The 13,690-nt window shown below is 59.6% G+C and carries 12 protein-coding genes; 1 reads left to right on the forward strand and 11 read right to left on the reverse strand.

The genetic code is table 11. The features are described from left to right. Nucleotides 1–41 precede the first annotated feature (41 nt). The 4 genes from NKJ81_RS11720 to NKJ81_RS11735 all read right to left on the reverse strand — a co-directional run bounded on the left by NKJ81_RS11720 (nucleotide 42) and on the right by NKJ81_RS11735 (nucleotide 4,228). The gene (locus NKJ81_RS11720; protein ID WP_352540535.1) at nucleotides 42–1,079 is read right to left on the reverse strand and encodes a phosphatidylglycerol lysyltransferase domain-containing protein; all 1,038 of its coding nucleotides are present in this window, start codon (nucleotides 1,077–1,079) and stop codon (nucleotides 42–44) included. Between the two features lie 267 nt (nucleotides 1,080–1,346). Continuing rightward, nucleotides 1,347–2,069 carry a glycosyltransferase gene (locus NKJ81_RS11725; RefSeq protein WP_352540536.1) on the reverse strand — a complete coding sequence of 241 codons (723 nt, stop codon included), beginning with the start codon at nucleotides 2,067–2,069 and terminating at the stop codon, nucleotides 1,347–1,349. Between the two features lie 108 nt (nucleotides 2,070–2,177). Then, nucleotides 2,178–2,951 (reverse strand): glycosyltransferase family 2 protein, encoded by a 774-nt coding sequence (locus NKJ81_RS11730; RefSeq protein ID WP_352540537.1) that lies wholly within the window; start codon nucleotides 2,949–2,951, stop codon nucleotides 2,178–2,180. Nucleotides 2,952–3,064: 113 nt separating this feature from the next. Further along, a complete protein-coding gene (locus NKJ81_RS11735) occupies nucleotides 3,065–4,228 on the reverse strand; it encodes a glycosyltransferase family 4 protein (RefSeq protein WP_352540538.1) in 1,164 nt (387 codons plus the stop codon). A 221-nt stretch (nucleotides 4,229–4,449) separates the two neighbouring features. On the opposite strand from NKJ81_RS11735, the gene NKJ81_RS11740 reads away from it, so the two are divergent. Then, the gene (locus tag NKJ81_RS11740) at nucleotides 4,450–5,430 is read left to right on the forward strand and encodes a glycosyltransferase family 2 protein (RefSeq protein ID WP_352540539.1); all 981 of its coding nucleotides are present in this window, start codon (nucleotides 4,450–4,452) and stop codon (nucleotides 5,428–5,430) included. 30 nt (nucleotides 5,431–5,460) lie between these two features. On the opposite strand, the gene NKJ81_RS11745 is transcribed toward NKJ81_RS11740, so the two are convergent. The 7 genes from NKJ81_RS11745 to NKJ81_RS11775 all read right to left on the reverse strand — a co-directional run bounded on the left by NKJ81_RS11745 (nucleotide 5,461) and on the right by NKJ81_RS11775 (nucleotide 13,453). Beyond that, nucleotides 5,461–6,156 (reverse strand): sulfotransferase family protein, encoded by a 696-nt coding sequence (locus NKJ81_RS11745; protein ID WP_352471922.1) that lies wholly within the window; start codon nucleotides 6,154–6,156, stop codon nucleotides 5,461–5,463. Between the two features lie 14 nt (nucleotides 6,157–6,170). Further along, entirely contained in the window at nucleotides 6,171–6,950 is a 780-nt protein-coding gene (locus NKJ81_RS11750; protein WP_352471923.1) for a sulfotransferase domain-containing protein, read from the reverse strand. Between the two features lie 301 nt (nucleotides 6,951–7,251). Continuing rightward, a complete protein-coding gene (locus NKJ81_RS11755) occupies nucleotides 7,252–8,430 on the reverse strand; it encodes a glycosyltransferase family 9 protein (RefSeq protein ID WP_352540540.1) in 1,179 nt (392 codons plus the stop codon). Beyond that, nucleotides 8,420–9,604, reverse strand: a complete 1,185-nt coding sequence (locus tag NKJ81_RS11760; protein WP_352540541.1) for a glycosyltransferase family 9 protein — start codon at nucleotides 9,602–9,604, stop codon at nucleotides 8,420–8,422. The genes NKJ81_RS11755 and NKJ81_RS11760 overlap by 11 nt, the downstream gene beginning before the upstream one ends. Nucleotides 9,605–9,613: 9 nt before the next feature. Beyond that, on the reverse strand, nucleotides 9,614–10,795 hold the full coding sequence (locus NKJ81_RS11765) for a glycosyltransferase family 9 protein (protein ID WP_352540542.1): 1,182 nt from the start codon (nucleotides 10,793–10,795) through the stop codon (nucleotides 9,614–9,616). A 6-nt stretch (nucleotides 10,796–10,801) separates the two neighbouring features. After that, on the reverse strand, nucleotides 10,802–12,589 hold the full coding sequence (locus NKJ81_RS11770; RefSeq protein ID WP_352540543.1) for an ABC transporter ATP-binding protein: 1,788 nt from the start codon (nucleotides 12,587–12,589) through the stop codon (nucleotides 10,802–10,804). A gap of 237 nt (nucleotides 12,590–12,826) precedes the next feature. Continuing rightward, nucleotides 12,827–13,453, reverse strand: a complete 627-nt coding sequence (locus tag NKJ81_RS11775) for a class I SAM-dependent methyltransferase (RefSeq protein WP_352540544.1) — start codon at nucleotides 13,451–13,453, stop codon at nucleotides 12,827–12,829. Nucleotides 13,454–13,690 lie beyond the last annotated feature (237 nt).

Consider the following 13,690-nt stretch of genomic DNA (forward strand, 5'->3'; position numbering starts at 1 on the left):
TCAACCATACCAGGAGGCGACGAGCGCTCAGCCACCAGGCACTAGACGGCCCTGATCAGCCGGAGCAGAGAAAGCGCTTCGAAAAAGGTCCCCTTGCGAAAGGCAAGATAGGTCGGCTCTTCGACACCATGGAACCGGCGCTTGAAGGCCGCCTGCCCCTGCAGATTGAAGCGGGTGCGATTGACCCAGGGGGAGTCATAGGCACGCTGGAAGGCGTGCCGCCAGAAATCGCTTTCGGCAAACCCGCTAGGTCCGATTTCGACAAGCGGCGATAGGCCTAGGGTGACGACGGAAACACCTTCATCGCGAAAGCGGTCGACCGCGAATTTGGTCAGGCCGATCTCGGCATGCGCCGAGGCATCGATGTGCTTGCGCTTGAACGAGGTGGTGTAGCCGATGACCTTGCCGTCGCTGACCAGCGGATCGAAATCCAGCAAGGCCACGAGTTCCCCATCCGGACCGTGCAGGACGAAACGGCGCATATCGACGCCAAGGTGATCGGCAAAGGGCCTGTTGAGAAATCTCATCTCCCAGCGCTTGACAATGCGGTCGGCCCGCCAATTCTGGGAGAGCCTGGCAATCTCGTCGAGGAAGACAGTCCCGTTGTCCTCTGCGAAGGAAAAACCCTTCTTCAAGAGCCAGCGTTCGGAATAGCGCACTGTCTCATTGCGCTTTCCGGAAAAGTCGTGTCCGGGCAGGACAAGCCTGGTATCGACGCCGAGGCGGTTGACCTGATAGCCAAGCCCGGCAAGCACGCGCGCCGTCTGGTCGCCGATCTGCACAAACCACGGGCTGCCGGCAACCTCGATGAAACGTCTGATATAGTCGCGCCGATCGGCCGGGGCAGCCACTGGATCACCGAGCGCGAAATGATGTCGCGTTTTGCTGCCGTAAGCGATGTAGCCCTGGGCATCGCCGAAGTAGTGAAGCCCCCTCTGCACGGCGGTCGAATAGGCAAGGGAAAAATCACCATGGCGACGGACCAGCGCCAGGCGCTCGACATGGTTCAGCTGCAGCCGCGGTATTTTAGGCCCGCGGTTCTCCAGGAAACGATCGAGGCGTCTTCGCAGTGACGGCATGGTCGACTTTCGCGTGCCGGCTAGGCCGATGAAAGAGCTGACAGACTCCAAACCGATCATATTGGCGCGAGCTGAACCTTATCTCAGCGCGGCATGGTTACCCGGCCGGAGCCGCCAGATTCGTAGGTGCAATCTGCCCGGTCCCGCCCCCCGGCGGCAACACGTTGTCGACGCCCGGCGCCTGACGGCTGGTTGCTGCGCCCTTGGCGACATGAAAATCAATGCCACTTTCGGAAGCGCCCAGGTCACCTGCCAAACACGATGTTCTTATCGAACGGCGCTCTGAGAAGATTCCGCTTGATCGGAAGCCAGGAACTCGTCGCGTTCTGCTATCCACAAATCGGCGTAGTCGACATTCTGCCATTCGGCAAACCACGGGCCGCCGCTGGTATAGTGGACCGCCCTAGGTGTGCCGACCGCAGGCTTTTCATTCCAACCTTCGAGCCAATTCCACTCTACCGGCAATGAGCCCAAATCTTTGTCGGCAACCCACTGCATTCGGTGAAGATAGGCGCCACTTTCCTGATTCACGACCTCTGGCGTGAGCGATCTGACCGAAGGATGCGCGCAATTGAACAGCATCAGCGACGACCAGTTTTTCCGAGGATAGGACGTCTGGACCACACCATCCATCTTGGTTGTGGCCTTCGGCGTATAGTCATGCTGGACGCAATAGACAGCCTTGTCCGAGTCCGTATATTTCAGCAGGCCTGCGACGTCACCAAGCCACAGGAAATCACAATCGCAAAACAGGGCCCAACCCGTGTAGTCGGCGAGAAAGGGCGTGAGGAAGCGCGTGTAGGTGAACTCCGTTGAGGCGAGCGGATCTTTTTCCCGCCAATATAGCCCGCGGGCACGCATCTCGTCCTGTTTGATCGGAATGACGGAGACAGGCGCCGACGCATGTTTGAGCAGCGAGTGTCGCGCGACGTCGTACGCGATCGGCTCACGGCTGTCCCATCCGATAAATACCCTAAACGCATCAGTCATATTCACTACCCTAGCTTTCGATTTTTACGGTCGTACACTAACTAGTTGGCGATGGCTCGGCAACAATTGCGGTCAACCAAGCCGGTTTCTCACAGATTTGTCCTGGCCTCAGCGTTGCTTTTTTGGGTGGACCGGGCCTCGCATTCCCAATGCGACACGGGCCCATTTCTGATAGGTGTAGCTGGCCGAATACGCGGCCACCATCGCACCAATGGAACCGTCCAGAAATCCCAGCCGGAAAATATAGCTGCGCACATAGGCCCAGACCGAGCGCAAAACCGCCTTGCCTATCGAGCTTTTTTTGCCCTCGGCAAGCAGTTGCGCGGCGGACGCCTCTGCGTACCGGCCGATCTTGTCGTGGGCATCTGCCAAGTCGGTAATGGAATCGTGCTCGATCGGCTGGGACAATCGGCCGACCTTCCCGTTCACCAATACCTTCTCGTGCACGGTGTCGTCGCTGAACCGCCCGGAGCGGCGACGGAAGAGCCTGAGCACCAGATCGGGCGACCAGCCGCTATGGCGGACAATGTGCCCGCAAAAGCGCGATCTTCTCGGTATTTCGAAGCCGTCATTGGCTTTTGGGTCGGCGATTGCGGCCCTTATTTCCGCGCCGAGCGGCGCCTCCACCCACTCATCGGCATCCAGCGACAGGATCCAATCCCCCGTTGCCGCGGCCAGCGCACGGTTTTTTTGCGCGCCAAAACCGGGCCAATCGACGGTCATCAGAACCTTTGCCCCCAGAGCACCGGCAATCTCCCTGGTCCTGTCGCTGCTGTTGTTGTCGAGAACGACGATCTCATCGGCAAAATGGACCGACCGAAGGCATTGCGCGATGGACGCCTCCTCGTTGCGGGTGATGATAATGACCGAGAGCGCCGGCACGGTCAGAATGCTCCGGCATCAAAGCTGCCACTGTCATTCGAATGCATCTGCAGCATCGGCTCCCGGCCCGTTAGCACACTGAGGGTACTAACCTAATTCAACAAAGTCGAAAATCATTTCAGATCAAGGCTTTCATAAAGCGCCATCATTCGCTTGATCATGACATTGAAATCATAGTGTTCGGCCGCCGCTCTCACCCGGGCTGCGGTGTCAGGTCCTGACGACAACTGCAGCGCGTGCGCGAGCGCTGCAGCGAGGTCGCTTTCGCTGGCCGCATCGCAAACGAGCGTCGGCTCGAACCGCTCGACAAGCTCGCGCGCTCCACAGCCGGTGCTTACCACGGCGGGCAAGCCGCTGGCCATCGCTTCAATGACCACTGTGCCGAAAGGATCATAGATGGAAGGCAGCACGGCAATATCAGCCGCGCCGTACCACGGCAGCATGTCTTTCTGCGGCCCCAGCATCTTGAGCCGTGCGCCGAGACCGAGCCTGTCACCGGCCTGCCTGAAGGCGTTGGCGCGCGAATCATGGCCGATGACCCACAATTCAGGCTCGCCATCGAGCCTGCCGACCGCCTTCATCAGTGCAAGCAGTCCTTTTCGCGCGAAGCCCGAGCCGACAAACAGGACGACCGGCCTGTTTTCGTCGACGTCGAGCCGCGCGCGGATTGTCGCCCGATGCTGCTGGCGCAGCTGCGGGTTGAAGCGGTCGAGATCCACCCCGTTGGGAATATGGTGCACATTTTCCGCCGGATAATCGTAGTGACGGACAATGTCCTCGGCGACCATCTTCGAAATCGCTATGACAGCTTTGAGCCGTGGGCTGGCATAGGTTGCGCGCTCGAGGCGCAGCGTCTGGCGGTGAAAGGGGCTCAGCGCCATTGCCGCCCTGCCAAGCCGCGTCTCGAAACGCCGCCGCTCGGCAAGATAGGCGGCATGAACGCCCTCCCCGGCCCGGAAGACATCGCAGCACGGGAGGCGATCGTTGCTCTGCACCAGCGCCGGCGGCATTTCGGCGATCTTGCGGCAGGCGGCTTGAGCAAAGGACGTCGCCCGCAGCGAACGCGGAAACCGGCGTCCGGCACAATGGATGAACTCGATGCCTTCATAACGCGGCCAGTCGCCGGACAGCACGGCCACCCGCCGCTGACGCGCGGCGAATGCGGCCATGATGTTTTCCAACATGATCTCGCCGCCACCGAAGGGCGCATAACGCTGGCGCACGAACAGGATCGGCCTGTCGAATTGAATTTCGGTGCCACGGATGCCGGCGTGCATGGGGTCTGGGCTCCGGCCTTGTTGCCATCTGACGATGTCTATAGAGGCCAGCTCGCATCGGCAACACTTGGAAAGCTCCCCCGCCGGAACTCAGAACAGGCCTGTGTCCATTGTCCGCAACTGCTTGCGATTTGCCTAACGGTGCTGCATGTAGAAATTAACTGCAAACAGCGGATCAGCGCCAGCTCCAGCCGGTGACCGCCATGAGGGGAATCGATGGCTTGAGCAAAGCAACCTGGCCCGCCATTGTCCGCCGGACGATTACCGACACCGCCATATATCGGCTGAGACACACCTTCGGAAGAGGGGCAGAAGTGTCATCGCTGCGGCCGATAACGCCCCTTAACGCGAATGACCTGCCTTTGATCCTCGTCATCCGCAACGAGGCGGACAGGCTACCCCCGTTCCTGAAGCACTATCGCGAACTCGGCGTCACCAGATTCGCCGTCCTCGATGATCGCTCGACAGACGGCACAGCTGAGCTTCTGGCCGAGCAGCCAGATGTCGATCTATTCAGCTCGCCGATCACCTATTCGCAGTCGGACCTGGGAAACCTTTGGCGGCAGCGGATTGTGCAGATCTATGGTCAGCCTCGCTGGTATCTGACCGTGGATGCGGACGAATATCTTGTCTATGACGGCATGGATCAGCATCCGCTCGGTGCGATGGCCGACTGGCTGAAGCGGCGCGGAATGACACGCCTGCTGGCGCCGATGATCGACATGTATCCGAGCGGAAGCATCTGGGACGTACCCTTCGATCCCATCGTGCCGCCATGGCAAGTTGCAGACCATTTCGACGGCAGCGGCTATGAGGTGACGAGGAGCCCCCGGCATCTCAAGATCACAGGCGGCCCGAGAACCCGGCTTTTCGCCAGGCAGCACAAGTTGACCAAGTTTCCTCTGATATATGTTGATCGCCAGACGATTTTTACGTCGATTCACTCACCGCTGCCCTACTGGCGAAACTATATAAAGGGATTGGCTGGCCTGCTTCATTTCAAGTTCTTCGCCGATTTCAACGACAAGGCGCAGGTCGCGGTGGCGGAAGGTCAGTATTGGAACGGCGCTTCCAAATATCGCCAGTATCATGAGGTATCGAGCGGTAAAGCCGCTCTCAGCGCGATGAGCGAACAGTCAATGCTGTACGAAGGAGCTCACAGCCTGTTCAAAACGGGTTTGATCGACAAAATTGATTGGTAGACGGCAGTTCAAGCAGATGCCGAGCCGAGATCATGCATAACCGAATGCTTTCATAAGCTGGGCACCTCGTCCCTGTACCAGGTCCTGTAGCTCGGCGTTTCCAAGTTCGGAGCGCCATCTTCCGCTCCCGTCATAGATCGGCTGATTGACCTGTTGGTTCCGGAGCACCGCATGTGGCGTCTCGCCGCTGGCGTCGGTCGGCTTGAACCACTGCTGCGGGTTCTTGTGATAGTCGAGGAGATCCGGCCTGAAGGTTACATCGAGAAAGCCGCATATCTGCTCGACGACTTTGGCCGGATTCTCGACCAGGTCCTCATAGCGATAGATCAGCACATCCGGCTTTCCCCGTTCCGCAAGAACCAGCGCATTGTCGTTGATCCAGCGGTCGAGAGCCTCCGTTGGGTCGCCAAGTCGTTTGATCAGGGACGCTACGACGTCGCGCCCATCTCGCACCGGCATGACGAAACGCGCGCCGGGGACGAGCCGGCGAATGCGGGCGACACGGCGGATATGCCGCGGTGTCTTTTCAAGCAGCACGTTCTTTCCAGCATCGAGCGCCGCCCGCTTCAGTTTCCAGAAGCGGAACATGGCCAGTGGCGTCCACTTGAAGAAAATGTTGGTTTCCTGGAGCGGCAGGTAGACGTCGGGATGCGACGCAAGGATCGTCGCAATCAACGTCGTCCCGCTATGGCCGCAGCCGCAAATGAATCCGGTCCGCATCACCATGTCGGCAATGCTCCCTAACCCAAGGCGACCCGGGCGCGGTTATCGACGCGAGCGTAGCACAAGCCGTTCGTGCTAAAGACCTTGTCCAGCTTCTCCCAATATTCGAACTTAGCCAACTGCTCGTCACAATAGGCCACATCGTCCTCGGAAAGATATTCGCCGTAACCGCCTATCTTGCCCTTGCGCACCTTGAAGCTTTCGGGATCATTCGCATCGCGCGGCTGTAATATCTTGCCGTATCGATCGGACAGATCACCGGTCGATTCACTCACTTTCATCTTGTCGAACGTTCGGTTGTTCGCCACCTCGACAAGCGTCCGATCGTCAGCCTGCTGGTTCAGGAATCCAAGGATCGCGCGAAGGACACCAGCGGTATCCCGATGCATATCTTCATATTGAAGATACCGGATTTCGCGCATCCGGGGCATGGCCGCGAACCAATGCAGATTGAATCTGATGATCTTTTCAATCCCATGATTGTCGCTTCTGATAAAATCACTGAACGATCCCGCTGGAAGCATGTGGCGCTTCTGAACCTGAAAGTACCCTGAGACCACCGTATCTCTTGGATCGCGAACAAGCATTATTGTTCTTCTCTTTTTATACCGAGATTTATTCTCCTTGAGACTCGATTTCGGTCGAAGTAACTTGTGGTCGGTTCCGTCGTGAATGTATTGAACTTCAACTCCGAGATCGTCCAGCATGACACGTAGCCACGTGCGCCCCGATTTTGGAAAGGATACGATAAGAGGAAGAGGCGGCGCTTTGGCCTGGAAAAATTTTAGAAAGGACATGGGAGAGACCTCCTTTAGATTATCAGAGCTGGCGCCCGAACCGCTGCCGGCCAGACCAACCCCATTACTGGGCGCCTAAGCCTACGGCTAATTCGAACACAAGGCAGAAATGCCAGCAAGAATTGCGATCCTCTGCGGGGCGAATTGGCCTTTACTATATCCCGGTTCGGAATGCCTTATGTTTTTTGGCCTGTTGCGACGACTGTTCGACACGGGCGCTCCATTCCGCGATCCGTCGGCCGAACCCTTAATGCGGATCGCGTCGAAGCGTCTTCAGTGACACCCTTTCGGACGACAGGCATTAGCCACTCACTTTTGTGAGCCATGGCGCCAGGATGGCCTCAGCCTCGCCCATCACCACGGACCAGGGGCGTTCCCGTTTCGAGACCAGCACGGCCGATGGATAGTAGGGCGTGCGGTCGCCCTCGACCGGCCAGGAGCGCTTGAAGCCGTCGCCCAGAATGAAAACCGAGGGGATGCCGAGCGCGCCGGCCAGATGCGCTCCGGTATTGCTGATGGTCACCACGGCGTCCATCGCGGCAACCTGCGCGGCGAAAAGATCCATGTCGACGAGCTGATCGACCGATCTGTCATGAAGAACGCGCTCCGGCTCACCGTCGGTCAGGATCTTCAGATCGGTCTCGATCTGGCCGTACTGCAGCGAGACGAACCGGAGGTCCGGTCGGCCGATCAGGTTTCGCCAGGCGGCAAGCGGCGGCAGGTCTTTGCCAGGATTCGAGCTGCCCCATGCGATACCGACCAACGGCCGTCCTTCATGCCGGTAGCGGGCGCGAAGTTCAGCGACCCGGGCCGGATCCGGCTTAAGGGGCACGAAATGCTCGCGGATCGTCGCCTCGTCGGTCTCGAAAACGGCAGTCAGATGCTGGACGCCGGCGAAGGCCTGCGCCTCGCCATAGGCAGCCTTGCCGTCAGCGCCGACCGGCCGCACATCGGCGGTCGGAAAAGTGCGCTGAAAGAGCGGTACCAGGCGGCGCTCGACCAGGACGATCGAACGGGCGGCGCGCCCCAACGCACAGCCGACGGAACTCGCATGATGGATCGCGGTGGCCAGACCCTGCTTTTCGGTTTCCATCAGATCGACAAGCAGTGTCTGGCCCGAAATATCCTGGCCCAGCCACTCGCCATCGACGCGGCCGTTGACGATGTGGCGTCGGGCGATCCTGAGTTCGGCGGCTGGGCCATAGGCGCCCATCCGCATCAGCGCCTTGCTGAGCTCGTCGATCAGGTGGACCTCGCCCCTCGACTTCGCAATGGATCCAAGAGCCAGGGCTTTCGGCAGTGCCGCCGGCCAATCGCGGGACTCGACGCTTCGCCGATAATCCGCCATCTGATCGGCAATGTCGCCGTCGCGCCAGCGAAGGAAGAGCTGCCGCCGGTGACGTCGGAACCAGACCTTGTATCGGTAGCCTGCAAGCGCGACAGCGCGGCGCAACCGGCCGAGAAGTTGGCTACCCTCCATCGCCAGCTCCGCCGAAGATTTGCATGACCCGTCCGCCTGCTTCCTGGACTGCCGACGCCCAGGCTCGGCCGCCTTTTCGGACCAGTCGAACGCTCGGATATGCGGCGACGGTCTCACCGAAAGCAGGCCAGGACAGCCGAAATCCATCGTCGAGCATGACAATCGTCGGCACGCCGAGCGCTCCGGCGAGGTTGGCGCCGGTATTGCTGATCGTGACCACCGCGTCGAGCGCCGCAATTTGGGCGGCAAAGCGGTCCATGTCCGTCAACTGGTCGACTGAAGCGTCATGGATGATGCGACCGGGCGCGTGGCGCTCGAACTCGGAGAGGGCCGGCCCGACATCGCCATATTGCAAGCTGACGAGGCGCCCCGGCAGGCTGCTGAACAGCGTCCGCCAATCGTCCAGGGCCGGCAGATCCTTGCTCTTGTTGAGGCTTCCCCAGGCAAATCCGATCAGGGGACCTGGGCCGCCATCGAGATAGGTGCCGCGCAGCTCGGCAACCAGTCGGCGGTCCGGCTCCAGCGGAACGAAGGGCGCGCGTGCCGCCGGGTCGTCCGGCCAGAAATGCTTTGCGAGTGTCTCGAAACCGGCAACGACATCGGCGTCCACTGCCGCCATGTCCTCTTCCCCTTCAATCCTGACATCAAGCGCAGGATATGTTCTGCGATAAAGCGGTGCCAGTCGCGGCTCGACGAAGACGATGCATCGACCGGCAGCCGCGACAACTGGACCAAGCAGCGACGCGAACTGGAAAAAGATCGCCAGGTCGCCTTCGCGACGATCGACGAGAAGCGTGCGACCCGCAAGATCACTGCCATCCCAATCGGGTCTGCCGCGCTGCTTGCTCGCCGCCATCAACTGCCAGATGCGATTTCCTCCGTCGAGACGCCTCAGTCCGCGCCCCGCTTTCTTGATCAGGCCGAGATCGCCAAGCTGCTCACCAAGCGCGCCAAGCGCCAGTGCATGGTCGCGAGCAGTTTGCCAGTCACCACGCTGCACGCTTTCCTCCATCAGCCTCATATGCCTTTCGGCGCTTTCGTCGGCGTGGCGCGAGGGACGTCTAAGAAGTTCCTTTGCCCGCTCGAGAACCTTCTGCAGCCGCTTGCCGACGGCGCCTTGCGGGCGCAGATCGGCGGTTTTTGCCTTCTGAAGGATGGTTCGTCTGTTCTGCACGGCGATGTTCTATCGTCCTCGGGGAGCGTCGGAAAGCGTCGTCAGGATCGACGAGAGCCGCCGGCCGGCCTCGTCGAGCACCAGCGACCAAGGGCGTCCCTCCTTGCGAATGACAATGCCCTTCGGATACCAGGGTGTCCGGTCGCCGGTCACCGGCCATGCGGTCTGAAAATTATCGTCGATGAGGAAAACACTCGGCACGCCAATGGCTCCGGCAAGATGGGCAGCTGTATTGCTGATCGTCACGACAGCATCGAGTGCGGCGACCTGTGCGGCGAAACGGTCCATGTCGACCATCTGGTCGACGCTGTCGTCAAAGATCAGACGCGCGTCGTTGCCGTTGCGAAGGCGCCGCAACGCCGGCTTGACCTGCCCGTACTGGAGCGAAACGAATGTCGCTGGCGTCTGGGCGATGAACCGTGCCCATTCAGGAAAATCAGGCACGTCCTTGGTATGGGACTTGCTGCCCCAGGAGAGACCGACCAGCGGCAGATCCGTCATCGCCCGATAGCGCTTGCGGAATGTCTCGACGAGTTCAGGATCTGCCCGCAGCGGCACGAAGTCGGCAGCAAGTTTTTCGGCATCGCGTCCGAACACCCAGGCGAGATCTTCGAAAGTCGCGTGTTTGTCGCCGACCACATCCCGCTGCGCCGGGACCACGGTCGCCTTCGGGAACGTTCGCTGCAGAATTGATACCAGGCGCGGCTCGACCCGGATTGTTGCGCTTTGCGCATAGGCAGCGGCAGCGCCGGCCAGTCGCGCGTGGCGGATAACCCGGCCAAGGCTGCGCGGGTCATCCTCCACAAGATCGATCAGCAGTGTATCCGATCCGAGATTCTCGCCGGTCCACTCGTTGGCGCTTTTCCCTTTCCGCAGCCGGCGAGCGGAAAGCCGAAGCTCAGCTGCCCGCGCAAAGTTGCCAAGGCGTTCGAACGCCTGGCCCGCCTTCTGCATCAGCTCGGGGTCGCGATTATGATCGGCCGTGACAGCCATCTCATTGGTACCGGCTTCAAGGCCTTTCCAGTCCCTGCGCACAATCAGGGCCGCAACCTTGGCCTGCAGCTCAAGAATGGAACGAGGCTGCTTGCGACCGGAAAACAACCCGCGCACCGCCTTTTTGTACCGGCGCACCTGAAGGCCCAGTCCACCAATCACATACCGGACATAGGAACCGTGATAAAAGCTGGTCATCGGCCTTCAGCGCAATACGCTCTGCCGCAGCTTTTTGCCGCTTTCGACCATCGGATCGGCCGTCTCCAGGTGGAATATCGAACGATATATCTCGCTGTGCTTAGAAAGCTGGTCATGCGTTCCAGCATCGACAAGCTGTCCGGCGTCAAACACGAGAATACGATCGGCCGCCTTGATTGTAGACAGCCTGTGCGCAATGCAGATCACTGTGCGCTGAAATGTGTTGTCGAAGGCTGCCTCCATAACCGCCCGTTCGTTTTCACCGTCAAGCGCCGATGTCGCTTCATCATAGACGATTACCGCAGCATTCTTGAGCAGGGCGCGTGCGATGGCAACGCGTTGTTTCTGCCCGCCGGACAGGTTGGTGCCGCTTGGCCCGACAAGCGTGTCGAGCCCGTTTTCGAGCGCCGAAGCAAAGCTGGTGACCCGGGCGAGATTCGCAGCGGACTCGATTTCCTGATCCGTGGCATTCGGGCGGCCGTCGCGAATGTTGTCGCGGATCGAGCCTTCAAACAGGAAGACGTCCTGTGACACAAGTGCGATGTTATCGCGGACGTCGGCCAGGCTGATCTTCGAAATGTCCTTTCCGTCGATCAGGATCCTGCCCTTGTCCGGCTCCATCAGACGCAGGATCAGATTGACGATGGTGGTCTTGCCGGCGCCGGAGCGGCCGACGATCGCCAGCTTCTCACGAGGTCGCACATCGAAGGAAACACCCTCGAGCGCGGGGCTGTTGCCGTCATAGGAAAAGGCCACATCTTCAAAGCGGATACCACCATCGACGTCGGTCAGACGCTCGCCCGCGATCGCGAGTCGCCGCTGCTCGGGCGTGTCGATCAAATCATACATCTGCTCGACGGCGACCATTTGCTTCTGGATGTCGACATTGACCCGGGCCAACCGCTTGGCAGGCTCATAGGCAAGCAGGAACGCGGTAATGAAGGCCATGAATTCGCCGGGCGTCTTGCCGTTGCCGAGGGTCTGCCAGCTGGCGTACATAACGAAAAGCCCGATGATCACGCCGCCGCCGGTCTCCATCAATGGGCTCATCAATGCTGACGTCCGGTTGATCTGGATGCCACGTCTCTCCATCTTGCGGACGGCCTTTGCAAAGCTGGCGACGGCCTTGTCCTCGAGCTGGAAGGACTTGATGGTGCGGATGCCTTCGACGGCTTCCGTGCCGATCGACTGGACCTGCGCGGCCAATTCCGTCTCGCCCCTCGCCAGCGCCTTGAGCTTCCTGGTTATCGCGCCGACTGACAGGAACAGCATCGGCAGAACCGCCACGGATATCAGCGACATCACCGGGTCCTGCTTGACCATGACGCTGGCCAAGGCAATCAGGGTCAGCAGATCAGAGACGGCGCTGCTCGTGAGGGTGAGAATAACGGTCGCCCCGGCGCGCGCGTTGAACATGATTTTGGAGATGAATTTTGCCGGATGCTGGTTCGCGAAACGGCTGATGTCGAAATACACCATTCGGGAAAATTGCCGGTTTTGCAGGTCCGAAACGATAGCCCGGCGAATCTTTCCCGTGGTGATGGTCTGGCAGTAGGCAGCTATGCCCTTGACCAGGAAAATGCCGATGATGACGACGCTGATACCCGATACAGCGGCAGCGTCTCGCTCGACATAGATGGTGTTGATCATGACTTTCATGATCCAGGCCGTCGCGCCGACCGCGGCAGCAGCAGCGATCGAGCACAGCAAACCTGTCACATACAGCATCTTGTGCGGCGGCAGATTTTCGCCAATCAGACGCTTGATCAGCGGATATCCTGGGGCCGTTGACACTCGTTTCTTTGTAATCATCTCGTCGCCGCCCGTTGCGATCCCGTCCGGTCTTCGCGTTATCTTGAAGCGCGAGACGGTTTCGATCACCTGTCTGTGGCTTCGTTCCCGACCGCAGTCAATGCCGAACCGGATCCTTGCACGTCATCGGCCTATGACCGTCGGTTCCTCGCATCCGAGCATAGCGGACCCCAGCCACGCGGCTCTTGCGCCATTCGTCGTCGGCCGCGCTATGCCTGGTCAGTGTTTCCCGAGGACCATGAGATGGCTTCCAAGAGGCGATGTGTGATTGCTTTTGATTGAAAAGCCCACATCCGAAAGCACCGCGATCATCTCCTTATCCTTGCCAGGAGGGACGCGGGCAACGATCGTTTGAGCACGCCCGGCGATATCGCACAGCACGCGTCGCGCCTTGTCCGCGCCGAGGCTCCACTGCATGTGATGGTAGACCGCCAGCAGCATGACGACGTCGTACTGCGGTTGGAGAACATTTTGCAGCTTCCGGCTGCCAAGATCGAGACAATCGAACCGGCTTTGGACCGGACAACCCAGGAAGATCATCCTGGCCGTCTCGATATGCGGCTTGAGAATGTCGATCCCATGGATCGAACTCGGTCCTAGCTTGGATATCTCATAGGCGACAACACCCATGTTGCAGCCAACATCGAGAATGGATTTCCCGGCGTAGTCGACCTCTGCTGAGAATAGGCCGTCCAGTCGGTCGTCCCACGTTCCCTTGAATCTCTTTTGCTTATTTGACCACCACAAATCATTGTTCTCCAAAAACGGCGCCGGATTGGTTTCCTTGACGGAGGGGGACTGTGCGCCCGGCCTAACTCGGTCCAGTTGCCGGCGCGCAAACGACACTGTCCTGAGCGTCCTGTAAACGCAACCGCGGGAGAAAGGAACTCCTGATCACAGCATCCTGCGAAGACGTTTCGGTAAGTTGACGAACACCCGGCCCGACAAATCGACATACTGGTTGGAAATGGCAACGTCGCTTGGCGCCCCCGTAGGCAAGGCAAGCCATATTTGTTCTTGCTTTGTGCCGGCAGCTATGCTACTAATTTGGCTATGGTGCTGATTTGCACCAACGACCGTCTT

This window comes from Mesorhizobium sp. M0018, assembly GCF_040323955.1.
Lineage (GTDB): Bacteria > Pseudomonadota > Alphaproteobacteria > Rhizobiales > Rhizobiaceae > Mesorhizobium.